The sequence below is a fragment of the Niallia sp. Marseille-Q9988 genome (assembly GCF_976954375.1).
The window spans coordinates 58,353-82,232 of record NZ_CDRJSZ010000015.1; the positions used below are offsets into that span (position 1 = coordinate 58,353).

Genomic DNA, 23,880 nt, shown 5'->3' on the forward strand with positions numbered 1-23,880 from the left:
GGAAAGGCTGAGACCCCGCAGCGCATGCGAGGAGGCTTAGCTTCCTCCCGCGGAAAGCGAGCGTCTGTAGCGCAATGGAACGACTTAGTTTTTACACTTAACTATATTTAAAAACTTAGATAACCATCATGAGAAGTAGCTTTATTTAAGGGCTAAATTAGAGATTGTTCGTCTTTAAAGATTGGTTATTTAGTTTTGTCCCAGCCTCTTCCTACATAATAAACAAGTATATTATATTTTTTTTGCGAGCGCCCAAACAGGACAATCTCTAGACTCATATGATGCTTATGTGTATGAGGGAGGTGGAATAAATGAGTGGTGGCCCAGTAGCTGGTTTTGGTGGAGGATTTGCTCTACTAGTAGTGCTATTCATTTTATTAATAATTGTAGGTTCTAGTTACGTTGGTTTTGGATACTAAGAAAGATAGAAAAAGGAGTGTTTTATAAATGAGTTACGGTTTTGGTGGTTATGATTATAATTCTTGTGGATGTGGGTATGCTGCACCTATGGCAGCTCCAGTAGCATCTTGTGGTGGTTTTGGTAATGGATTTGTATTAATCGTTGTCTTATTCATTCTATTAATCATCGTTGGAGCAGCTTGGCTATAAGAAAGGAAAATAGTAGCTTTCTTAAGATTTTAGAAGCAAAATAATTGGATACATGGCAGTCTGAGTTTGAGCATGTAAGATACTCTCAGGCTGCCTATTAACAAAAAACCTCCAATTTATAAAGATACATGTCTTTGTAAGTAATGCTGGACAAGCCCATAATCCCAATTGATTCATTCAAAATTAGTTCGATTAATGATACAATGTTTTAAAGAAATGTTCGGAAAAAGTGGGGAGTTTTATATGATGATGAATAAAGCCCGTAGTATTCTAAAAGAATACTTTGGATATGATGATTTTAGAAAAGGACAGGATGAAATTATTCAGCTTTTATTAAATAAGGAGAACGTTGTAGGGATAATGCCAACTGGTGGAGGTAAATCCATATGTTATCAAATACCTGCAATGCTTTTCCCAGGATTAACGGTTGTTATATCGCCATTGATTTCTTTAATGAAAGATCAGGTAGATGCACTAACGGAAGTTGGTATTCCCGCTACTTTCATCAATAGTACGTTACATAATGAAGAAGTGCAGGAAAGAGTTTATAATATAAAAAATGGACATTATAAATTACTATATATTGCACCAGAACGACTAGAAGCAGATTATTTTATGGATATATTAAAAGAAGTTACCATTTCATTTATTGCAGTGGATGAAGCGCACTGTATTTCACAATGGGGCCATGATTTTCGACCAAGCTATGCAAAAATTGGACACATGATCAATAAATTATCTGAAATGCCACTTGTAGCAGCGCTAACAGCTACAGCAACTCCTAAAGTTCATGAAGATATATGCCAATTATTAAATATACCATGGGAAAATACTGTTAAGACAGGCTTTGCCCGTGATAACTTGTCCTTTTCGATTATAAAAGGCCAAGACAAAGGGAAATTTCTTGAATCCTTCCTAAAGAAAAATAGAGAGGAGTCTGGCATTATCTATGCTTCAACAAGACAAGAGGTAGAAAAGCTCTATGACCGTTTATTGAAAAAGGGATATTCTGTTTCGAAATATCATGGAGGGATGAGTGATTTACAAAGGGAAACGGAGCAGCAAGCATTTATAAAAGATGATGTATCGATTATGATTGCGACAAATGCCTTTGGGATGGGCATTGATAAAAGTAATATAAGATATGTTATTCATTATCAGCTTCCCAAAAACATGGAGGGATATTATCAAGAGGCAGGAAGAGCGGGGCGTGACGGATTGCCGAGTAAGTGCATATTATTATATTCTGCACAAGATATTCGCATCCAAAGATTCTTGATTGATCAAACGATACATGATGCGGATAAACAAAAGCAAGACATCGATAAACTACAATCTATAATTAATTTTTGTCATACCGAAGATTGCTTGCAAGAATATATTTTACATTATTTTGGGGAAGAGCATACGGAAAAGTGTGGGCAATGTTCTAACTGTACGGATGAACGAAATGTTATTGACGTAACAGTCGATACCCAAAAGGTGCTGTCTTGCATGATTAGAATGGGAGAGCGATTTGGAAAGACAATGATTGCCCAAGTATTGACTGGTTCTAAAAATAAGAAATTAATGGATTTTCATTTAGATCGTATAAAAACGTACGGACTGATGAAGGAACAATCCGCAAAGGAAATCAGTGATTTTATTGAATTCTTAATTTCTGAACAATATATTGATGTAAGTTCAGGTGCAATGCCAATATTAAAGGTTTCCAAAAAGGGAAAAGAGGTACTTTTAGGTAGATTAACAGTCGAAAGAAAAGAACAAGTCGTCACAGTGAAAGTATCTGAAAATAACGCATTGTTTGAGTATCTTAGAGGTATAAGAAAACAGCTTGCTGAAGCAGAAAACGTTCCTCCTTTTGTTGTTTTTTCTGACCAAACGTTAAGGAATATATCAATGACAATGCCTGTAACACAGGAGGAGTTTAGTGAAATAAAAGGAATTGGCGATCATAAACTGCAAAAATATGGAGATATGATGATAGAACATATCAAAAAGTTTAAAAACGATCATCCTGATTTTACTACTGCAGTAAAAAGCGATCAATCATTGTTAGGAAAAAGGGAAAAACAAACCAAAAAAAGCGTGGGAAATTCCCACTTAGTAACGCTAGAATTATGGAATAGTGGATTATCATTAAAGCAAATTGCAAAAGAAAGAGATTTAAATATGCAAACAGTAGAAAATCATTTACTTCGATGTGGGGAAGAAGAGTTGGAGGTTGATTGGACTCATTTTCTTAAGCCAGAAGATCAAATGAAGATTGTTGATGTTATGCGGAAAGTTGGGACGGAAAAACTAAAACCGATTAAAGAAGAACTACCAGAAGAGATTAGCTATTTTATGATTAAAGTGGCCATCATGCTTGAAAGTCGCAAGCAACAGATTTTACATTAATTGAAAAAAGTCGATGACAAATTCACTAATTGTCATCGACTTTTTTATTTATAAGGTGTTTAATAAGGTTACATTTAATTTTTTTAAACAGGCTTGTAATTGCTGAACGGAAGGGAAAGTAGCTTGTGCTAAGATTTCGTTTCCGCCACCTTTGCCTTCGAATTCTTGGATAGTTTCCCGAAGAAGCTTCCCGCAATGAAAGGGAAACTCCCCATTATGCTGTAGTAGAAGTTTTTTGTCAATTTCTGAGCTGAAAAGAATGACAAGACTAGATTTTTGTAATATATATTTAGCTAGTGTTGATAAGTCCTTCATTGTTTTCTCTTCAAACTTAAGGGAGATAACTTTTTCGTTATGTTCTGCAAGAATTTGTTCTGCATGAAATGCATTATTTTCTGCTTTAAGTGTTTCTAATTCTCGATTGACAGCTTTTTTCTCTAATTCTAGCTTACTGATACGATCTTGAAGTTGCTGCTTATTCGTTTTAAAATGGTTGCTTAAATCATCTAATATCGAATGGGAAGTTTGATAGTCATCAATGGCTCTCCATCCACTTAGGAAGAACACTCTCGTCTGACCCCGATGTTTTTCTGTCTTCACTATTTTAAAGTTGCTTAATTCACCTGTTCTTTGTACATGTGTCCCAGCACAGGCAGAAAAATCAATTCTAGCTATTTCAACGATTCTTATAGCCCCTGTTACTTTTGGAAGCTTTCTTAAAGGGAATTTATTCACATCTTCATGTGTAGTAAAATATGTTTTGATTTCTAGATTTTTCATGATATATGTATTACAAATATGCTCAATCTTATCTATTTGCTCTGTATTTAATTCAGGTGTATCGACATCAATCGTCGTATAATCCTTCCCTAAATGAAAGCTAACTGTCGGAATATTGTATTGTTCTTCTAGTACAGCGGATAAAAGATGCTGTGCCGTATGCTGTTGCATATGGTCAAATCTTCTATTCCAATTTAATTCACATTCTACATGCGTATTTACTGGTTTTCTTTCAACGAGGTGATAAATTTGCTCGTTTTTAATCTGAACATCTAACACATCAATGCCATCTATTGTACCAGTGTCTGCTGGCTGGCCACCTCCTTCTGGATAAAAAGCAGTTTCTTTTAAAATCACAAAAAATTTATTTTCTGTTTCAATTACTTCTTCTATTTGGGTTGACCATTTTGTTTCATAGGGCATGGAATAATACAACTTTACTGACATCTGCGACTCCTTTTATCATCGTTTTCCCTTATTTTATCATAGTTGTTAGCTTTAAAAATAGAGTTGATAGAAATTTGTGTCTAGTTAAGTTAAAGCAATATTTTATTTGTGAATAAGGAATATGGGGGAGCTTGGCAAATAAGCAAGCATATTTGCCACTTGAAAATTACATTTCCATTCCGTATTTTGATAAATAGTTTCAAAGCGTTATGCTCGGAACATGTTATACAATAAATGAAAGCATCTATTAGTGCTGTTTAAACGACAAAAATATCTATTAATACATAAATAATGGAAGTAGTGGCAATAATAAAGAAAAAAGGGGGCACTCACATGTTTTTTAATCGGAAAGGTGCAGAAGAAAAACCAGAAGAAGTCTTGATGAGTATGGAAGTATATGCATGTAATTCATGCAATGGCTGGATGAGAAAGGATTTTGCTACAGATGATCTTCTTTGTCCATTGTGCGGAGATCAAACATCGGTGGAAATGAGAGAGCTTCCTCAAATCAGTAATTAATCTCTAAACTATCGATTGTTGTAACTTGCAATCAGTGCTGGTAATTCCCCACTGATTGCAGTTTGTTAAACCCCCATATTTCTATTCAAAGATAATAATAAATAGATTTGATAGAAGCTAATTATTGCTCCCTCTATTAATAATCTGACCATCCAATAATCCTAGTATAATATTAAAAGAATACCATATAGTCATTATTGTGACTAAATTGTGAATGATTTGTAGAAAAGTACTTTCTTATCTGTTTTATTTGATTTACAATCAAATAGAATGCAATCCTGAAGTAGCCTATTATCCTACTTTAGGGGTGTATTATTTTTTGGTATAGATTAGGAGGATTTTTTGTTGTATAACTCCATATTGATTTTTATTAGTATCCTAATCGTCTATATGGCATGCTATTCTTCCTTTGACTTATTTCAACTAGTGAAAAATGGGGAGAAAAATAGTAGATTTTTATTTTTAGCAAGCACGTTTACGATTGGGTTTGGATTTTGGATATTAAGTTTTATTGACATGATGATTAAGAACGTATATGCCACTGCCAACTATAATATTCCTATTACTATCTTATCGATGGTAGTCGGTATTTGTTTTAGCGGGATGGCGTTTTATGCGTTATTAGATAAGGAGAAAAAGAAAAGAAGAATTTATGTATCTGCATTCTTTTTTAGCTTATCTATATTATCGGTTTCTATTATTGGTTTTTATTCCATTGGCAGTAAAGTGTATTATCAACTTCCACAATTATTAGTAAGTTTTATTTTATTGTATGTTGGCTTTTTTATCTCCATTTGGCTTTCTTTTTACCCAGTACAGCTTTCTGTTTACTTAAAAAAGTGGATACGACCATTATGTAGCTTATTAATGACAGGTGTTTGTTTAATCAGCCATTTTATCCTGTTAACTAATATTAGCGCACCAGAAGTTGCCATTGCAAAGGATTCCTATGAAAGCAGTTTTATCATTTACATTGCATTATTTATCTCTGTGCTAGTTTTAGGCGGACTTATTGGAACAAGTACATTGATTGGTGAGCGTACAGATGTTGGGGCGATTAATGTGCGAGATATGCAGCATGCCCTGGATGAATCGGCGATTGTGGCATTTACTGATAATAACGGCATTATTACATATGTAAACGATAAATTTATAGAAGTGTCGAAATATAGTCGTGAAGAATTGCTTGGTCAAAATCATCGCATGGTTAATTCGGGTCATCATTCACCTGAATTCTTCCGTGAATTATGGAATACGATCAAGCAAGGACAAATCTGGAAAGGAGAACTGCTTAATAAAGCAAAGGACGGTACTCATTACTGGGTGGATACGGTGATTGTTCCGTTTTTAAATAAAGAAGGTACTCCTTATCAATATGTTGCCATTCGTAGGGACATAACAGAGCAAAAAAAGGTTCAGCACCAATTGGAAGAGTCTGTCCGTGAAGTGAGTGATATTACTTATGCATTAGAGCAATCGAGTATTATTGCATTTACAGACAAACGAGGGATTATTACAAATGTCAACTCAAAATTCTGTGAGATATCTGGCTATAGCAGAGAGGAACTAATTGGAAAAACACACCGTATCGTAAATTCAGGGTACCATTCTAAAGAGTTTTTCCGAAATGTTTGGCAAACAATTGGGAAAGGGGATATCTGGAAAGGGGAAATTAGAAATAAAAGAAAAGATGGTTCTTATTACTGGGTAGATACTACCATTGTCCCTTATTTAGATAAAAACAATAAACCTTACCAATATTTAGCGATAAGAAATGATATAACAGAAAAGAAGAGAACGGAAGATATTCTTCATCGACAAGATAAATTAGCAGCTGTAGGGCAGTTAGCTGCTGGCGTTGCACATGAAATTCGAAATCCACTAACATCTATTAAAGGGTATGCTGAATTTCTAAGCATGGATGAAACCGCAAAGGATAGACAGGAATACTTTGATATTATTTTAGAGGAGATCGAAAGGGTAAACTCAATAGTAGAAGAATTTATGCTTTTATCGAAGCCGACAGTTTCTGTATTAGAAAAGAAGCCATTACTCCCAATCATGGATAATGTCGTTTCCATTTTAGATTACCAGCTTCGGAAAAATAAAATTCAATTACATCGCTCCTATGAAAATCCAAATTTTTTCGTAGAATGTGATGAGAATAAATTAAAGCAAGTATTCTTGAATTTTATTAAAAACGCTGTAGAAGCAATGCCAAATGGTGGTTTCATCGAAATAATCGTGAAAAAAGAGAATGACAGCATTAGCATTGTCATTAAAGATAGCGGGATTGGTATGTCAAAAGAACAATTAAAGAAATTGGGCGAGCCATTTTTCACGACAAAAAAGGACGGAAACGGGCTAGGCTTAATGGTAAGCTTTAAAATCATTGAAAATTTAAATGGCAAAGTATATATAGAAAGCGAACTAGGAAAAGGGACAAGCTTCCATATCACTTTACCAGCAGTAGACTAAGATTATGCGAAACATCCATGAGCAGGGATAGTCTTCCATCACCTGCTCTTTGTAAGTTAAACCATTCGGAACTATTTGGGACAGAATAGCAAGGTAAATAAGCAAATAAACAGTGGGTAAAAAGGAAAAAGTGGCTAGAAGGGGACAATGCATACTACGATAATAGGCAGTTAGCCGTGAGAGACAAAATATTAAAAATTATATTATATTCAAACAGAGGTTAATTAATTCATTATTCTGACGATTCGTATTGTGATTGTTAATTGATTGTCATATAAGTAATCGAATTAACAACTCCCTGTTCTTTTTTTTGAGCTTTTTCATGTTAAGATTATACCGTTAGCTCAACTAGAGCTTTTTCGAGGAGGTATAAAAATGAAAAAGATTTTTTCTATTGTAACTTGTGCATCATTACTGACAACAGCTGCTCCGTTTGTTGGTGCGGAAGAAATCAAAGTAGAAAAAGGAGATACCCTTTGGTCCATTTCACAAAAGAAGAATGTTAGTGTTACAGATATAAAAAAATGGAATAACTTAAAAAGTGATCTCATCAAAGTCAACGAAACATTAATACTTCAAAAAGTGAAGAATTATAAAGTTAAAGCAGGAGATAATCTTTGGAAGATTTCTCAAAAATATAATACAACCGTTGAACAAATTAAGAGCTGGAATAAACTTAAAAGCGATACAATACATAAAGGTGACGTATTGATTGTTTCAAAAAGTAAAGTTTCAAAGGAAAGTGAAACAAAAACAGCTGCCCAAACTGTAAACAATACAGTAAAGACAAAGAATACGGTAAATACGGTAAAGGCTGAAAAGACAGAAAAAACAAATACTGATGCAAGCTCAAAAGAAATTACTGTAACTGCTACCGCTTATACAGCAGATTGTAATGGTTGTTCTGGTATAACAGCTACAGGTATAAATTTAAAAGATAATCCCAATAAAAAGGTTATATCCGTTGACCCTAACGTAATCCCACTTGGTTCTAAAGTATATGTTGAAGGGTATGGTACAGCAATCGCTGGTGATACTGGCGGTGCGATAAAAGGAAATAAAATCGATGTCCATGTCGCAAGCACATCTGAAGCATTAAATTGGGGAAGAAAACAAGTATCTGTAAAAATTCTTGACTAAAAATATGCTGGGCATAACTAATTCAGCCAAAAGAAAAAAGCCAAACAATCATCCTTTCGTGTGATTGTTTGGCTTTTTAATTAGCTTATTAATGACTGTTTTCAGTTGTTATTAGCCGTAGTCATCACTAGATAGTGGGCGCTTAAAAAATATAAACCATAAAATGAAATGAGGATTAATTTATTTGGTGGCTAAACAACCATCAATAGCTAACAATTTTTTTGCCTCATCCTTAAACGCTCATTAAGTCGTCTGAATACGAAAACACAACTTTATAGTATTTATTTATTCATTGTTTCATCCTTTTCTGAATGAAGAAAGAAGCGTTGGATTGGTTGTGCAATGCTTTTCACATTGTTTTCAATTTTTTCGGCTAAAAAATGAACCCTTTCAAACAGAATTTCCTTCATATGTTCTATTTGTCGACTCAGCCTATTTACATTACCATTTGTTTCTTCGATGTTTTCAATAATCGTTTTGTGAAAGATTTCTTGGATATCCAGCTTTTCCGATATGTTATGATAGCTCGACTCTGTTTCATCCAATTTCGTTTTCATATCAGTAGCAAGATCATTAAATTCATCCATTTTCTTAGCAATTAAGGAAATGTCTTGTTCCTGAAATGTTAACTGGTCAAATAAAGCAGTGTTGCGAAGTGATTCTTCGTTTATTATTTCTTTTTGTTCTTTGGATAGTGTTACAAGGGAAGCTAATTGCTCTTCAATTTTTGCTGTATCCTCATCTAATACAGCAAGTTTTGTTAATAGGTCCTTAGTTACCGAATCATTTAACTGCAATTTGGAATCAATTGCATTGATTTGCTTAAAATGCTTTTCCTGCTTTTCCAGAGACTCTTCCTGAAATTTCGTTACTAAAGTGGCTAAATATTCATTTTGAAGTTTTTGAGTTAATAAGTAATCTTGTAAATAATTTTGTTGAAAATGTGATTGATTATTTAAAGATTCTGCAGGAAGTTTTGGAAGATAGACCTTTGAGTTCGGGGGGATTTGGTCATTTATGGGCATTTTACTCCTCCTTTCATCCTTCTTTATCCTATTTAGATGAAGGAAAAAGGGTGCAGACTAAAATTAGTTTTAAACATAGAAGAAAATAGAAAACATCTACTTGGAATAAACGTTTTGGATCTGTAAATACTTTCTATTTTCTTCTACTATCATTACATAAAAGGAGGGAGCCCTTTACTTATTTCCGTTAATATTGATGTAATGGAGGCGATATCTTGATCGTCAATATTAAACGTTTGCCTAATCTTATTTTCTAAATCTTTACTAACTCTTCGTTTTCCGACTTCCACCAAGGCAATTAATGCGAAACTACAATTTAAAACGCGGGCAAAGTCTCTTTGGGTCATTTCATAATTTTTTCTGATAAATTTAATGATTTCTTTATTCATAGTCCACCTCATTTAATTAAATAAAAAGTATAAATAAGAAAGACGAAAAGAAGAATATATTAATGCAAGATACGTGCATTATAGATGATAATGAAGAAAATGTAAATATATTAAGCTAGTAAAATAGATTGTTTATGAAAAAGGACGGATAAAAATATACAAATAACGAATAATTTAGAAAATTTGTTTAAATCGACTAAATTTATTTGTTTTTATTATATAATTAATCCAATGACATATAAAAATATAGCAATTAATATGATGTAATAACATGATATGTGATAAAAAGTAACACCGAGATATTAAAAAACTTACTATTGGAGGAATGTCGATGTCTTCCGATCATTATTCTGTTATTGATTCTGTCAGTAATAAGAAGAATCAAGGGTATTTGGCTACAATCGTTAAGGTAGAAGGTTCAGCCTATCGTAAAGAAGGCACAATGATGTTTATTTCGGATAAAGGTATGGAGAAAGGCTTGCTTAGCGGTGGATGTGTTGAGGAGGATTTACTTGCTAGGATTGACATGCAAAAATATGCTGAACCATTTCTGATGGAATACGATTTACGCTCTGAAGATGATTTATCTTGGGGGCAAGGTGTCGGCTGTGATGGGAAAATTTATATTATGGTAGAGCCGGTTACTATGGAAACAAGACAAATTTTTCAAAAAATACAGCACCATTTAAATAATGGCGAAAATGTAGAACTTATTAAAAAATTTAATCAATTAAATAAACAGATGGAAAATAAGATAAGTGTTGAAGCAAAAAAGGAGTATCCAAATGGAACATCCTTTATCTCAGAATTCATATGCTCTCCTAGTGACATGATTTCATTCACTCAATCATTCGAGCCTCAGCCCAAATTAATCCTATATGGAGCGGGACCAGATGCAAAGCCCGTTGTGCATTTTGCTAGTAAAGCAGGATTTTATGTCATTTTAGCAGATTGGCGACAAAGCTATTGTAAGAAAGAGAATATTCCATATGCCAAAGAATATATTATTGGCTCGCCAACGGAAGTAATGGAAGCAATAAACCCCACAGAAAATGATTATGTTCTTACAATGACGCATAGCTTTATGAAGGATCAAGAAATAGTCGATTACTTCCAAGCTAGAAAGACAAAGTACTTAGGCCTCCTTGGATCCAAAAAAAGGTCGGAAAGATTATTAGCTGGAAAAAAGGATAAAGACTGGATTCGTTATCCAGTTGGTTTGGCTATACATTCAGAAAGTCCGGAAGAAATTGCGATTAGTATTGTAGCGGAATTAATTCAGCTGAAAAATACGAAAAAGTCTGAAGCAATGGTTAAGCAATGATTACAGCGATCTATTTGGCTGCTGGGAAGAGCAGTAGGATGGGAGAACATAAATTATCGCTAACCCTCGGGCAGAATACGATTGGTAATGCAGCTTTATCCGAATTATTAGCCGCTTCTTTTATTGATTATTCCTTAGTCATTGTTCAACCAGATGACACTTTAGATTGGATATCTCTAGAAAATAAAAATCAACTATTCGGAAAAAAAGGGGAAATTATTAGATGCAAAGAGGCTGATCTAGGGCAATCTTATTCTTTAAAGGCTGGATTTGCGGCTGCAGTAGAAAGAAAGTCTGATAAAATCCTTGTATGCTTAGCAGATCAGCCGTTTGTGACTGCAAATATGTTAAGCAAACTAGTAAAAATCAATTTAAAACCACCAGAAGAATATGTGGCAAGCATGTATAATGGAGTAATAATGCCTCCAATTTTATTCCATCCAAATGTATATGAAAATATAAAACCATTAAAAGGAGATTGGGGAGCTAGAAAACTATTAAACAATGGAGCACTGCAAGGGAAAAAGATTGAATTTTCAGAAGAAATATATTTTATCGATATAGATACAAAAAGCGATTATGAAAAAGCGCTAGCAAGGAGGGAACAAGATGAAAATATCTGCCGAAACGTATCCAACTTCAGTCGAGATACCTAACAATTTATCTGACATTCAGAATTTAATTGTCCAACATAATACGATTATTTCTGGTGGAACTATTCTCCAAATTAATTGGGAAGCTGGTGTAGAAAAACCAAAACATCTAATAAGCACAGAGAAATTGCCAGAATTAAAAGGAATAGAAGAAGTCCAATTGGATGGACAGTTATACTTGAGAATTGGTGCAGCTATGACCATCTCTGATTGCTTGAATAACTCATTTGTTCGAAATAATGCTTCTATTCTTGCAGAAGCTTGTGAAAAGATAGCCGCTCCTGCAGTGCGTAACAGAGGAACAATCGGTGGCAATATTTGTAGCAAAATTGGAGATACGATACCGGTTTTATTGGTTTTAGAGGCACAATTATCCTTTTACAATGGCGAACAGGAAAAGATGATTTCTTTAAGAAAATGGCTCGCAAAACCAACTCCTCCATCATCTGAATTATTAACAAATATTTTTATTCCAATCATTAATGCACAAAATTACTCCTTCTTTAAAAAAATTGGCAGACGAGAAACCTTTACTGCAGCTATTATTTCTGTTGCAGGATATCTAGAGTATGAAGAATACAACATAAAAGCAAAGCTATCAATAGGCGGAGGCGCACATCTCCCTTGTCGACTTACTTTAGCGGAAGAAGAGCTTAATAAAGGAATGAAAGAGATTGATTGGTCATGTTTATATAAAAAGATTCAAGATGATTTTTCATCCTATACTGATCCCTTTGTAACAGCAGACTATCGTAAAAAAGTTGCAGCAAACCTATTTCTTGCAACTATAAAAGATTTTGTTAAAAAGCAAAGAAAGGAGTAATTTTATGGTTCTTGATATAACTAGCGCAGGCGCAAGATGGAAAATTCGCCGAGATGGTGCACCTAAAGTAACTGGGGAACTTAAGTATCTAACAGATATGAGTTTTCCGCAAATGCTATATGGGACAGTGCTAAGAAGTGAGCATCCACATGCGAAAATTGTATCGATTGATACAGGAGAAGCTGAATTACTTCCTGGTGTTGCAGCTGTAATTACACATAAGGATGTCCCAGGCTTAAATGGCTTCGGAATTGTCATACAAGATCAACCAGTCTTATGTGAGGACAGAGTGAGGTATGTGGGTGATGCTATTGCAGCAGTGGCCGCCGAAACAAAAGAAATTGCAGAAAAGGCAATCTCCTTAATTAAAGTTAAGTATAGTCCGTTACAACCTGTTACAGATCCGGAAATTGCTTTGACGGAATCTTCTATAAAGTTACATAAAGATGGTAATCTCCTTCACAAGGCTGCTTTTAGAAAGGGAGAAACGACAATAGAGGACATATTTAATGAGTGTGAATTCCTTATAGAAGAAACATATCATACACCAAGGCAAATGCATACATATATGGAAACAGAAGGAGGGGTAGCAGTTCCAAATGACGATGGCGGAATAACTGTATATGCTCCAACGCAGCATGGTTTTAAAGATCAATTACAGCTTTCTAGAATTCTAGGGATGGAACCTGAAAAAATCCGCATCATTTCAAGTCCGATTGGAGGGTCATTTGGAGGCAAGGATGAACTGAACATTCAGCCGTATATTAGTATCTTATCCTTAAAAACGAAGCGACCAGTAAAGATTCATCAATCTAGAAGAGTTTCTATAAAAGCTGGCTTAAAAAGGCATCCAATGAAAATTGAGATGAAAACAGGAACAAATAAAGCAGGAAAACTACTTGCACATCAGGTGAAAATCATTGCGGACACAGGTGCTTATGCTACATTAGGTCCTGCTGTACTTGATTTTGCTGTAGAGCATAGTGCTGGTCCCTACCGTATCGAGAATATAGATGTAAAGGGTTATTCTGTTTATACAAATAACGGTGTGGCAGGTGAATTTAGAGGATTTGGCGGAAATCAAATCACCTTTGCCCTAGAAACACAGATAGAGCGCTTAGCAGAAAAAATCGGAATATCCTCAACAGAATTGCGCATAAAAAACTTGCGGCAAACAGATGATCCCGGACCTGTTGAACAGCCGATAGTTCCTACTGACGGAGCACATGCAGTTCTTACAGAAATCATCAAATCACCCATTCTTCAAAAGAATGAAGAATGGCAATCTTTGAGTGACTGGAAGCTAAAAGGGAAGGGATATAGCATCACAATGCACGGGGGAGGACTTGGTTATGGTAGACCAGACCCATCTGGTGCTTGCATATCCCTAAATAAAGAGGGGAGATTAGAGGTTTCCTTTGGTTTTGAGGAATGTGGGCAAGGATTAATTCCAACAATTGATATGATCATGACTGAAACATTTAACTGTGACACAAATGATGTAGAAATAATCATTGGAGATACCGCAAAAGTGCCTCATTCCGGATCATCGACAGCATCTAGAGCGACAAATATGGTATGGCTAGGTGTAAATAAATTAAAAACTCCTTTTATAGAAAAAATACTTACTGCTGCTGGAAAACAAACGAATGCACCGATTAAGAATCTTAGCCTTGGCAAAAGAGGAATTTGGCTGAGTGAAGAAAATAAGGAAGCCCAGCTGTTATTGACCTATAAAGAATTGGCAACATCTCTTGAAGAGCTTCCATCTGTTACTACTAGCTATCATTTTCCAACTACTCCCCATTCCATTGATGGAGGACATTTTTTATATACATTTGCAGGTGTAGCAGTAGAAGTTGAGGTAGAAGTTTTAACAGGGAGAGTAAAGGTCGTAAAAATGGACCATGTCATTTCAGCAGGCCCGGTTGTAAATCCGATGGGCTATTTAGGCCAGATTGAAGGCGGTGCTAATATGGGATTAGGCTTTACGCTTATGGAAGACGCTGTTATGGAAAATGGCCGCTATATGACAGAAAACCTTGATACTTATTTGATTCCGACTATATTAGATATTCCAAAAGAAACCAATGTTTTTGCAATGGAAGACTTAGTTAGTGGTGATATATATGGACCAAGAGGAGTAGGAGAAATTGGTACTGTTGCAGTTGCGCCAGCGATTGTTTCCGCGATTCATGATGCTACTGGAATTTGGCTGAATAAGCTGCCGGTTCAATCAGAGATGATTTTGAAAGAGATTAACATAGAATATTAACGAAATAGGAGGAGTGTAATGGAAAGCAAAAAGGTAATAGAAAGAGTAACACGCTTTAAAGTCAACGGAAAACAACAAGAACTATCACTCTCTCCAACGTCTCGTCTAGTCGATATTGTTCGAGATTCTTTATCTCTGACAGGAACGAAAATAGCTTGTGAGGTAGGAAGATGTGGAGCATGTTCTGTCATTATGAATGGAAAATTGGTGAACTCCTGTTTAATCATGGCATATCAAATAGAGGATGCAGAGATTTTTACGATTGAAAGTTTAGCAGAAGAGAAACTTCATCCAATTCAAGAGGCATTTTTGCAGGCAGGGGCTCTTCAATGTGGATATTGTACCCCAGGTATGGTTATAGCTTTAAAAGCTTTGCTTGATGACAAGGAACAACCAACTAAAAAAGAAGTGCTAACAGCATTATCTGGTAATCTATGTCGGTGCACAGGCTATGAAGGGATTTTACGGGCAGTCGACCTTTTAACACAAAAAGATTAATCAAGCCTATACGGAAGGAATGAGGATATGTATTCGATAGAAGAAATCAATGGAATGAATCGACAAGAGTTTATAGAAAAAATCGGTTGGGTATTTGAGTATAGTCCTTGGATTGCCAATAAGACATGGGATTATCACCCCTTTCCCAGTCTACAAGTACTCTACCAATTGATGGTACAGGCAGTAACAGAGGCTCCTATTGGAGATCAATTGGACTTAATTCGAGCACATCCTGATTTAGGAGGAAAGCTGAAAATGACGGATTCATCCGTAAAAGAGCAAAAAGGAGCTGGACTTGATGCACTTTCAGAAAAAGAATATCAGGAATTTGCAGCATTAAATAAAGCATATTCCGAAAAATTTGGCTTTCCATTTATATTAGCAGTAAAGGGACATACAAAGGACAGCATCTATAAAGCGATGAAGGACAGATTAAATCATTCAAAAGAGCAAGAATTTCAAACAGCCTTAACGCAAATATTTGCCATTTCGAAATTCCGATTAAATGATATCGTGAAACTAGAGACAAAAGGACAAGGTGCATAAATATGAAAACTGGAATCACAACTCATGTATTGGATGTAACACAAGGAAAACCAGGAGCATCAATAAAAGTAGAATTATGGAAATTAACAGATTCAGCTAGAAGTTTTATTTCAAAGGGAATAACCAATGAGGATGGCAGAGTAGATACTATATTATTAGAGAAAGTGGATAACGGAGAATATGAATTAGTATTTTTTGTAAAAGAATACTTTCAAAGATTAGAAGTGAAAAACAACTTTTTAACGACAATCCCTATTCGTTTTTATACAGACGAAACACAAAAGCATTATCATATTCCTTTATTATTATCTGGTTGGGGATATCAGACATATCGAGGGAGCTGAAGCATTTTGAGTGAATTTGATTTAGTAATTAAAAATGGAATCATTGTTAATGAGGAGAAATTATCAAAAGCAGACGTCTTGATAAAAGATGGGAAAATAGTAGATATAGGATTACATATCAAGGAAACTAAAGCAAAACAAATCATTGATGCAGAAGGCTTATATTTGTTTCCTGGTATTATTGATTCACATGTGCATTTTAATGAGCCAGGAAGAAGTGAGTGGGAAGGATTGGAAACCGGTAGTAAAAGCTTAGCTGCTGGCGGCGCAACATTATTCTTTGATATGCCGTTAAACAGTCATCCACCAACAACATCAGAACAAGCATTTCATCTAAAGAATGGGTTGGCCAAAGAAAAATCAGTGATTGATTATCGGTTATGGGGCGGAGTTGTACCTGGTAATCTAGATGAACTAGAAAAGCTATTGCAATGTGGAGTAATTGGCTTTAAAGCGTTTATGTCCAATAGCGGAATCGATGACTTTCAAAGTGCTGATGATCGCACACTTTTACAGGCGATGAAAAAAATAGCAGAATTACATAGTATTTTAGCTGTCCATGCGGAAAGTGATACGATTACAGAGTTTTTAGGAAAGGAGATTAATAGGGAAAGTGACCATATAGCATTAGCTTTTTCGAATGCTCGACCGATTTTTTCAGAAATAGAAGCAGTCCAACGTATCATTGCTTATGCAGAGGCAACGAAATGTAGGCTGCATATTGTTCATATCAGCAGCGCAGATGTTCTAGAGCCAATTTTAGCAGCAAAACGAAGAGGGCTTGATATAAGTGTGGAAACCTGTCCACACTACTTATCTTTAACAATGGATGACTTAGAGAAGCTAGGAGCAGCTGCAAAATGTGCACCACCATTACGGTCAAAGCAGGAAGTAGATAATCTTTGGGAGGCTATAAGAAAGGGAGAGATTGATGTAATTGGCTCTGATCACTCCCCATCTTTGCCCTCTATGAAAATGGGAAATCTTCTCGAAGCATGGGGAGGTATTTCAGGGTGTCAAACAACGCTTTCTGTGTTACTAGAAGAAGGATATTGGCAAAGAGGAATTCCGTTAGAAATGATTTCAAAAATTACAAGTACTAATCCTGCAAGACGCTTTGGTCTCTATCCAAATAAAGGAAGCATTCTGAAAGGATATGATGCTGATATAGCAATAGTGGATGTAAATGAAAAGTTTATCTTGAAAAAGGAAGATTTATATTACAAAAATAAAATTAGCCCTTATATCGGAAAGACATATAGAGGCAGAGTAAAAGCGACCATAAGTAGGGGAGAACTCATTTATTCTCATTTTTCTGACAGCAACAAAATGACCACATAAATCCATTTGCTACTTAATCAATTAAACTTTATAAGTGTAGGTAGAGAGTAATTATTTTCATAGAAAAGAAAAGCAACCTAAAAAAAGCATTGGAAATATTCCGATGCTTTTTTTTGTATGTCCATAAAAAGAATGGATGAGTTACATAAATATAGCGATTTCACTTTTGTTGAAAATACGAATTATTTATACAACCTAACTAAAATTGTTCGGAATTAGAGAAAAAAACCCTTGAATAGAGGATGATTTTACGTTATTATGCAGAATAAAGGAATAATTATTTTGTTTAGGGGGATTGGCATCGTGGTAGGAGCACCAAATACTTCACAAGCAAGAAAAATCATGTTATTAGGTTCTGGGGAATTAGGGAAAGAGGTCATTATTGAAGCACAGCGCTTAGGAGTGGAAACAATCGCTGTTGATCGCTATGACAACGCACCAGCAAGCCAAGTGGCACATCGTTCATATACAGTAGATATGCTAGATGGTGTCCAATTGAAACGGCTTATCGAAAAAGAAAAGCCTGATTATATTGTTCCTGAAATAGAGGCAATCGCGACTAGTACTCTATTAGATTTAGAAAATGAGGGCTATACGGTAGTTCCGACCGCAAACGCTACTTATTTAACGATGGATCGTGAAGGGATTAGAAGATTGGCAAGCGAAACACTAAAAATACCAACAGCAAAATATGCCTTCGCAAATGACATAAAAGAACTGGAAGAAGCAGTACATAAGATTGGATTTCCATGTGTAATTAAGCCTGTCATGAGTTCCTCTGGCAAAGGTCAAAGCATTTGCCAGAGTGCGGAAGATATCGAATCCTCTTGGAAAGAAGCGGTAGATGGCGGAAGAGGAAAGAAAACTCGTGTCATTGTAGAGGAATTTATTTCCTTTGAATCTGAGATAACTCTTTTAACAGTCCGTTCTGTTAGTGGCACAACCTACTGCCCTCCGATTGGTCACACACAAAAGGATGGCGATTATATTGAATCATGGCAGCCTCATTTTATGTCAGCTGACCAACTAGCACAGGCAGAGGAGGTAGCAAAGAAAATAACAGATAGTCTAGGAGGGTACGGACTATTTGGTGTGGAATTATTTTTAACAGCAAATGGCGTATATTTCAGTGAAGTATCACCAAGACCTCATGATACAGGGATGGTTACAATGATTACCCAAGACCTATCTGAATTTGCTTTGCACGTTAGAGCCATTCTTGGTTATCCCATTACTGGTGTAAAATTATATGCTGCTGGTGCTAGCAAGACTATAAAAGCAACAAAAGAAAGTGAAACTTACTTAATTACTGGTTTGAATGATGCATTGTCGGTCGAAAATACCCAAGTGCGTGTGTTTGGTAAGCCGAGAACAACAAAAGGAAGAAGAATGGCAGTTGTATTGCATACAAATGAAACGGTTGAATTAGCGATAAATGGGGTTAGAAAGGCGGCAGAACCGCTTGCTATTTCTTATAGTGAATAAAGCTATTATTGTTAATGGCTGTTTTCGCATAGTTTGTTGCTATCGCCCGCAGCCGGAATACCCTTCACATTCCGTTGGCCTTGCGCTTTAGCCGCTTCGTCGCTTCGCTCCTGCAGGGCCTTAGGACTGTCTCGCTAATCCCACAGGAGTCTAAGTATATTTCTTGCTGCTCTATTTTGGCAACTAATTCATATTTTCTATTAAAAAAACAACAATCTTTTGGAAAACAGCTTTGTTAAAAGTTAAGAACGCTAAATAATATAATAGGGGTATGGTTTATATGAAAACAAAAAATCGTTGGTTAATTGCATTATCTGCAGTTGGGATTCATATTTCAATCGGGTCTGTATACGCTTGGAGTGTTTTTACAAAGCCGCTTGAAGCTCAATTTAACTGGAGTTTAACAAATATTTCATGGACATTTAGTATCGCTATCTTATTTTTAGGATTATCCGCAGCTTTTCTCGGTCACTTTGTCGAAAAATATGGTCCTCGTGCTGCTGGCAGACTTTCTGCCTTCATGTTTGGGATAGGGATGGCTGGTGCTGGATTTGCAACAAGCATTGAATCTTTACCATTACTCTATATCACTTACGGTATGTTTGGCGGAATTGGTTTAGGTGTTGGCTATATTACTCCTGTATCAACATTGGTTAAATGGTTTCCGGATCGTAGAGGTTTAGCAACAGGATTAGCGATAATGGGATTTGGCTTTGCTTCGATGATTAGTAGTCCGGTAATGAATCATTTGATTAATTCGGTTGGGATATCTAATACCTTTTATATTCTTGCAGCAGTATATTTTGTTGTTATTCTTTGTTCCGCACAATATTTAGAAGCACCACCAAAAGGATATATGCCAAAAGGGTTTAAGCAATCTGTGGAAGCTGGCCACATGAAAGTAAGAGAAGATTTGTCACAGTTAACAGCAAATGAAGCAGTAAAAACGAAACGGTTTTGGGCATTATGGATTATGTTATTTATCAATATTACATGTGGGATTGCCATTCTCGCTGTTGCCTCTCCAATGGGCCAAGAATTAGCAGGAATGTCTGTAGCTGGAGCTGCAACACTTGTTGGTATTATGGGCGTTTTCAATGGTGCAGGAAGAATTGCTTGGGCTGCTATTTCTGATTATATTGGAAGACCAAATGTATATACATTATTTTTTGCAATACAAGTAGTAGCATTCTTTGCTCTTCCTCATTTGCATCATTACATTGCTTTTTCAATCATTATATTTATCATTATGTCTTGTTACGGTGGAGGATTTGCTTCTATACCAGCCTATATTGGCGACTTATTTGGTACAAAACAACTTGGCGCTATTCACGGATACATTCTTACAGCTTGGTCCGCTGCCGGTGTTGCTGGTCCTAGCATCGTATCATGGATTCGTGATACGACAGGTAGCTATCAAGGAACACTGCTTGTATTTTCTTGTATGTTTATTGTATCACTGGCAGTGTCATTATTAATTCGTCTTGATATTCGCAGATTGAAAGAAATAAATAATACTGTAAGTGAAAGCAATAGCTTTTAAATAGAACCATTTAAAAAGGATTAGATTCGTTTGATAAGATTATTTGTCTTGTCACGCATCCAATCCTTTTTTTCGAAACTAAGCCTTTAAAAGCAATCCGAATAGTAGTATAGTAGGTTCATTAGTAGTTGTAACTTAATAGTTAGGGGAAATTAGAGAATGGAAAATTTTAATACCCAATTTTTGTATTCGGTTATTATCATCGCAATCGGTTATTTCTTTAAACAGAAAAATATTATTAAAGAAAAGGATGGAGAAGGATTAGCTCGGATTATCTTTAATATCACTTTACCTTGTTTAATTATCTCTACCTTACATAATGTTATTATTGAGAATTCCTTGCTTTTGTTAGTTTTCCTTGGCCTATTTTATGGAATAGTCATTAGTGTTTTCGGACTTTTTTTATTTCGAAAGGAAGAAAATAAGGAAAAAGGGATGTTAGGAATGCTCATCCCTGGATTTAATATTGGCATTTTTGCATATCCTTTAGTTCAAGGAATTTGGGGGACGGAAGGAATCAAGTATTTCGGCATGTTTGATATTGGCAATGCTATCGTTACTTTTGGGATTAGTTATTTAATTGGGAGTTATTATTCGAAAGAAGGAACAGTACTTAGTGCAAAGCATGTAGCAGGGCAGCTTTCAAAATCCATACCATTGATGACATATGTTTTTATTTTCATCATTAATATTACAGGTATCCACTTGCCTCATCAAATAATCGATGTAACGGGTACTATTTCGAAAGCAAATATGCCACTTTCATTATTATTGCTTGGCATCTATTTGAATTTCTCGATTGACAAGAAGTATTGGAAAGGAATTGGAAGAGTACTTGGGATTAGGTATGGTACCGGTCTCTTATTAGGATTTCTCGCTTTTTTTCTTTGGCCAGCTGAAGAAATGTTCCGCTACACAATATTAATCTGTTTAATCTTACCAATGGCATCTTGTGTGCTTCCATATAGCATAGAGTTTAAATATAACCAACGCTTTGTCGGCACTGCTGCAAATTTATCCATTGTGATTAGCTTTTTCTTAATATGGATGATTGGAAATTTAATTATTTAGTAGAGGGTAAATGGTAAATAGCTAGTTGATTAATTTCCTGAGACAGAAAACAGAAACTGAAAAATTGCGCAAAATGAGGTAGGAATCATATTATTTAGCAAGTGATAAATGCGAACGATTATACTAAATAAAGTATAGCTGTTCGCATTTTTTATCATTGTTAAAAAAGACGGTTTCAGGCACGTTTGTTGATCATTCTAGCATCCTGAATACACTTGCTTTCCGTGGGCCTCTTGCTGATCTTACAGGAGTTTATGCAAATTCAGGATGCTCCTTTTTTCCAACTAATTGATTTTTCTAGGAAAATCAATATTTTTAGGAAATAGCTTTTAAAACGAAGTGGATGGAGAGGAAAGCTAAGTGTCTATAGCTCAATGGTACGACTTAGTTTTTGTCCAATCCTCATTTTGTAAGGAAATTCTCTGTATAGTATGGCTGAGCATCGTTGTTAAAGGCAACTCCGACGCCTAAGGATGCAAAATCCTTTTGTAAGATATTTTCGCGATGCCCCATTGAATTCATTAAGCCTTCATGTGCAAAAACACTGCTGTTTTGGCCATAAGCTAAATTCTCGCCTGCCATACTGTAGTGTATTCCATCGTTAAGCATCCGATCAAATGGTGATTCGCCTTCAAGATTGGTATGGCTGAAATAATTATTTTCTGCCATGTCTAAACTGTGTTTGCGGGCTGTTTCTCTTACTGCTTCATCCCATGTTAAAGGATTTAAATTATTATTTACTCTACTTGCATTTGTTAAATCAAATAATTGATATTCAAAGCCTTCTTTGAGATTCTCAGTACCATCCACATAAAAATCTTTCCGATTATCTTCTAAGGAAGAGCTGATGATTTGAAGAGCGGTAACAGTGTTATTTTCATGTTTATCAAAAAAAACAGTGACATAGGAATCTTCGAGAGCAAACATTTCATAATCACGATCTTCAGCCATTTTATAAGAAACCAGTCCTTTTCTTAACTCTGTTAAAGGCTCACCCAATGTATCTAACACTTGTTCTTTCTTCGTTCCCTTTTTGATACCGTAACTAGAAGCAATTAAATCCTGATTTGTATATAGAGCCGCTACTTTATTATTGTCATCATAACCTATCATTACAAAGTTATGATAATTGTTATGATAAGTAATCCAAGAAATTCCGTATTCATTTTCCGTTACTCGTTGCGGAGCGCCAAGTGACTTTTCAACCTTTTGTTGCTCATCTCCAAGGGAAATATTATAGATAGAAAATGGATAGTCCTTTGGTGTTTCCAATACAGGTTTAGGAATATCTGCGGAATGTTTCTCCACATTCCAGTCTGGGAGAAAGTCCTGTGCGTCCTGAAAAATTGACTTTAGGCCATTTAATTCTCTTGTAAGTGTCTGAATAAAGGAAGTAATAGATTCTTGATTAATACTATTTTCTATTTCTTCAGAAACCGTATTTATCGCAGTATCTTCCCTCTCTTTAATAAAGAAATTATATGCCGCATATATGATAAGAAGGGTGAGTACCCATTTTAATAGTTTTGTCATTTGAATAACCTCCAGTTGTCTAACCAGTATAACCAAAGAGAAGACCATGCATAACGAATGAATCAAGTGAAAATGGATAAACTAAAGGTAGACAGCTAATTTCTAACGAATTAAACGAAAGAGAAACAGAGATAGCTCAATTCCTCTTAAAACTATATCCATTGTAATAGATAGTATTGATTATTATAACATGTTCTTATAATTTCTCGTTGTAATAAAGAATTTCATCATTTTGTCTATAAGGTGTAATCAATTTGTAAAGCAGGTTTATTATATGTAAACAGGGGTAAATGCTATAATAAATATAACCGTTTCCAGCTTGGAAATTATATTAGGCGTAATCTCTAGACAGAATTAAGACGGTTTTAAAGGAGGCAATCATGCATTTAATTAGAACCGACATTGACGAAATTTTAACAAACACAACTGATTTAGAGCAGGAAATATCCTCATGGAATTTAATCGACATAGAAATTGATGAACTTTTAGATGATACAAAGCATTGGAATTAATAGTGCAGCCAAATTTACATAATGTAGATTTGGTTGTTTTTTTATTGGCTTTTTTAATACAGCTATAAAATGATTTGTGGAAATTTTTTCAAAAAAGTTACTTATCATTTCCTTAGCTACGCAAAATAATTTCTAACTTTTTATC

The 23,880-nt window shown here is 35.2% G+C and carries 22 protein-coding genes; 18 read left to right on the plus strand and 4 right to left on the minus strand.

The window, feature by feature from the left end:
• Positions 1 to 311 precede the first annotated feature (311 nt).
• From ACWNMZ_RS22040 to recQ, 3 genes are all read left to right on the plus strand, one after another.
• Positions 312 to 419, plus strand: coding sequence for a YjcZ family sporulation protein (locus ACWNMZ_RS22040; RefSeq protein WP_081836584.1), 108 nt, complete (start codon positions 312 to 314; stop codon positions 417 to 419).
• 88 nt (positions 420 to 507) lie between these two features.
• The gene (locus ACWNMZ_RS22045) at positions 508 to 609 is read left to right on the plus strand and encodes a YjcZ family sporulation protein (RefSeq protein ID WP_192840926.1); all 102 of its coding nucleotides are present in this window, start codon (positions 508 to 510) and stop codon (positions 607 to 609) included.
• Positions 610 to 855: 246 nt separating this feature from the next.
• Positions 856 to 3,009: a DNA helicase RecQ gene (gene recQ, locus ACWNMZ_RS22050; RefSeq protein ID WP_031536553.1), complete on the plus strand. Its 2,154-nt coding sequence runs from the start codon at positions 856 to 858 to the stop codon at positions 3,007 to 3,009.
• Positions 3,010 to 3,057: 48 nt separating this feature from the next.
• Here recQ and ACWNMZ_RS22055 read toward each other — a convergent pair whose 3' ends face one another.
• A complete protein-coding gene (locus ACWNMZ_RS22055; protein WP_048717118.1) occupies positions 3,058 to 4,236 on the minus strand; it encodes an alanyl-tRNA editing protein in 1,179 nt (392 codons plus the stop codon).
• A 333-nt stretch (positions 4,237 to 4,569) separates the two neighbouring features.
• On the opposite strand from ACWNMZ_RS22055, the gene ACWNMZ_RS22060 reads away from it, so the two are divergent.
• From ACWNMZ_RS22060 to ACWNMZ_RS22070, 3 genes are all read left to right on the plus strand, one after another.
• Complete coding sequence (locus ACWNMZ_RS22060) at positions 4,570 to 4,755, plus strand: cold-inducible protein YdjO-related protein (protein ID WP_031536551.1); 186 nt, start codon at positions 4,570 to 4,572, stop codon at positions 4,753 to 4,755.
• 345 nt (positions 4,756 to 5,100) lie between these two features.
• Complete coding sequence (locus ACWNMZ_RS22065) at positions 5,101 to 7,233, plus strand: PAS domain S-box protein (RefSeq protein WP_231512527.1); 2,133 nt, start codon at positions 5,101 to 5,103, stop codon at positions 7,231 to 7,233.
• 375 nt (positions 7,234 to 7,608) lie between these two features.
• On the plus strand, positions 7,609 to 8,373 hold the full coding sequence (locus tag ACWNMZ_RS22070) for a 3D domain-containing protein (RefSeq protein WP_031536549.1): 765 nt from the start codon (positions 7,609 to 7,611) through the stop codon (positions 8,371 to 8,373).
• 281 nt (positions 8,374 to 8,654) lie between these two features.
• Here ACWNMZ_RS22070 and ACWNMZ_RS22075 read toward each other — a convergent pair whose 3' ends face one another.
• Together ACWNMZ_RS22075 and ACWNMZ_RS22080 are read right to left on the minus strand one after the other, a co-directional pair.
• Positions 8,655 to 9,398, minus strand: a complete 744-nt coding sequence (locus ACWNMZ_RS22075; RefSeq protein WP_031536548.1) for a hypothetical protein — start codon at positions 9,396 to 9,398, stop codon at positions 8,655 to 8,657.
• Between the two features lie 152 nt (positions 9,399 to 9,550).
• Positions 9,551 to 9,787 (minus strand): helix-turn-helix transcriptional regulator, encoded by a 237-nt coding sequence (locus ACWNMZ_RS22080; protein ID WP_031536547.1) that lies wholly within the window; start codon positions 9,785 to 9,787, stop codon positions 9,551 to 9,553.
• 331 nt (positions 9,788 to 10,118) lie between these two features.
• Here ACWNMZ_RS22080 and ACWNMZ_RS22085 point away from each other — a divergent pair, with 331 nt between their 5' ends.
• From ACWNMZ_RS22085 to ACWNMZ_RS22135, 11 genes are all read left to right on the plus strand, one after another.
• Positions 10,119 to 11,111, plus strand: a complete 993-nt coding sequence (locus ACWNMZ_RS22085) for an XdhC family protein (protein WP_031536545.1) — start codon at positions 10,119 to 10,121, stop codon at positions 11,109 to 11,111.
• Positions 11,108 to 11,767, plus strand: coding sequence for an NTP transferase domain-containing protein (locus ACWNMZ_RS22090; RefSeq protein ID WP_065429054.1), 660 nt, complete (start codon positions 11,108 to 11,110; stop codon positions 11,765 to 11,767). The genes ACWNMZ_RS22085 and ACWNMZ_RS22090 overlap by 4 nt, the downstream gene beginning before the upstream one ends.
• Complete coding sequence (locus tag ACWNMZ_RS22095; RefSeq protein WP_031536543.1) at positions 11,721 to 12,587, plus strand: FAD binding domain-containing protein; 867 nt, start codon at positions 11,721 to 11,723, stop codon at positions 12,585 to 12,587. Before ACWNMZ_RS22090 ends, ACWNMZ_RS22095 begins: the two co-directional genes overlap by 47 nt.
• Before the next feature lie 4 nt (positions 12,588 to 12,591).
• The gene (pucD, locus tag ACWNMZ_RS22100; protein WP_031536541.1) at positions 12,592 to 14,862 is read left to right on the plus strand and encodes a xanthine dehydrogenase subunit D; all 2,271 of its coding nucleotides are present in this window, start codon (positions 12,592 to 12,594) and stop codon (positions 14,860 to 14,862) included.
• A gap of 18 nt (positions 14,863 to 14,880) precedes the next feature.
• On the plus strand, positions 14,881 to 15,360 hold the full coding sequence (locus tag ACWNMZ_RS22105) for a (2Fe-2S)-binding protein (RefSeq protein WP_031536540.1): 480 nt from the start codon (positions 14,881 to 14,883) through the stop codon (positions 15,358 to 15,360).
• Between the two features lie 27 nt (positions 15,361 to 15,387).
• A complete protein-coding gene (gene uraD, locus ACWNMZ_RS22110; RefSeq protein WP_031536539.1) occupies positions 15,388 to 15,906 on the plus strand; it encodes a 2-oxo-4-hydroxy-4-carboxy-5-ureidoimidazoline decarboxylase in 519 nt (172 codons plus the stop codon).
• Positions 15,907 to 15,908: 2 nt separating this feature from the next.
• Positions 15,909 to 16,250 (plus strand): hydroxyisourate hydrolase, encoded by a 342-nt coding sequence (gene uraH, locus ACWNMZ_RS22115; protein ID WP_031536537.1) that lies wholly within the window; start codon positions 15,909 to 15,911, stop codon positions 16,248 to 16,250.
• Positions 16,251 to 16,256: 6 nt separating this feature from the next.
• On the plus strand, positions 16,257 to 17,591 hold the full coding sequence (locus ACWNMZ_RS22120) for an allantoinase (protein WP_031536536.1): 1,335 nt from the start codon (positions 16,257 to 16,259) through the stop codon (positions 17,589 to 17,591).
• A gap of 303 nt (positions 17,592 to 17,894) precedes the next feature.
• Complete coding sequence (purT, locus tag ACWNMZ_RS22125; protein ID WP_031536535.1) at positions 17,895 to 19,076, plus strand: formate-dependent phosphoribosylglycinamide formyltransferase; 1,182 nt, start codon at positions 17,895 to 17,897, stop codon at positions 19,074 to 19,076.
• Positions 19,077 to 19,356: 280 nt separating this feature from the next.
• Positions 19,357 to 20,619 carry an L-lactate MFS transporter gene (locus ACWNMZ_RS22130; protein ID WP_031536534.1) on the plus strand — a complete coding sequence of 421 codons (1,263 nt, stop codon included), beginning with the start codon at positions 19,357 to 19,359 and terminating at the stop codon, positions 20,617 to 20,619.
• 159 nt (positions 20,620 to 20,778) lie between these two features.
• Positions 20,779 to 21,690 carry an AEC family transporter gene (locus ACWNMZ_RS22135; RefSeq protein WP_031536532.1) on the plus strand — a complete coding sequence of 304 codons (912 nt, stop codon included), beginning with the start codon at positions 20,779 to 20,781 and terminating at the stop codon, positions 21,688 to 21,690.
• A 402-nt stretch (positions 21,691 to 22,092) separates the two neighbouring features.
• Here ACWNMZ_RS22135 and ACWNMZ_RS22140 read toward each other — a convergent pair whose 3' ends face one another.
• The gene (locus tag ACWNMZ_RS22140) at positions 22,093 to 23,223 is read right to left on the minus strand and encodes a CAP domain-containing protein (protein WP_031536531.1); all 1,131 of its coding nucleotides are present in this window, start codon (positions 23,221 to 23,223) and stop codon (positions 22,093 to 22,095) included.
• Between the two features lie 380 nt (positions 23,224 to 23,603).
• Between ACWNMZ_RS22140 and ACWNMZ_RS22145 the strand changes: the two genes are divergently transcribed.
• A complete protein-coding gene (locus ACWNMZ_RS22145; protein WP_268817856.1) occupies positions 23,604 to 23,735 on the plus strand; it encodes a hypothetical protein in 132 nt (43 codons plus the stop codon).
• The last annotated feature ends 145 nt before the right edge of the window (positions 23,736 to 23,880 follow it).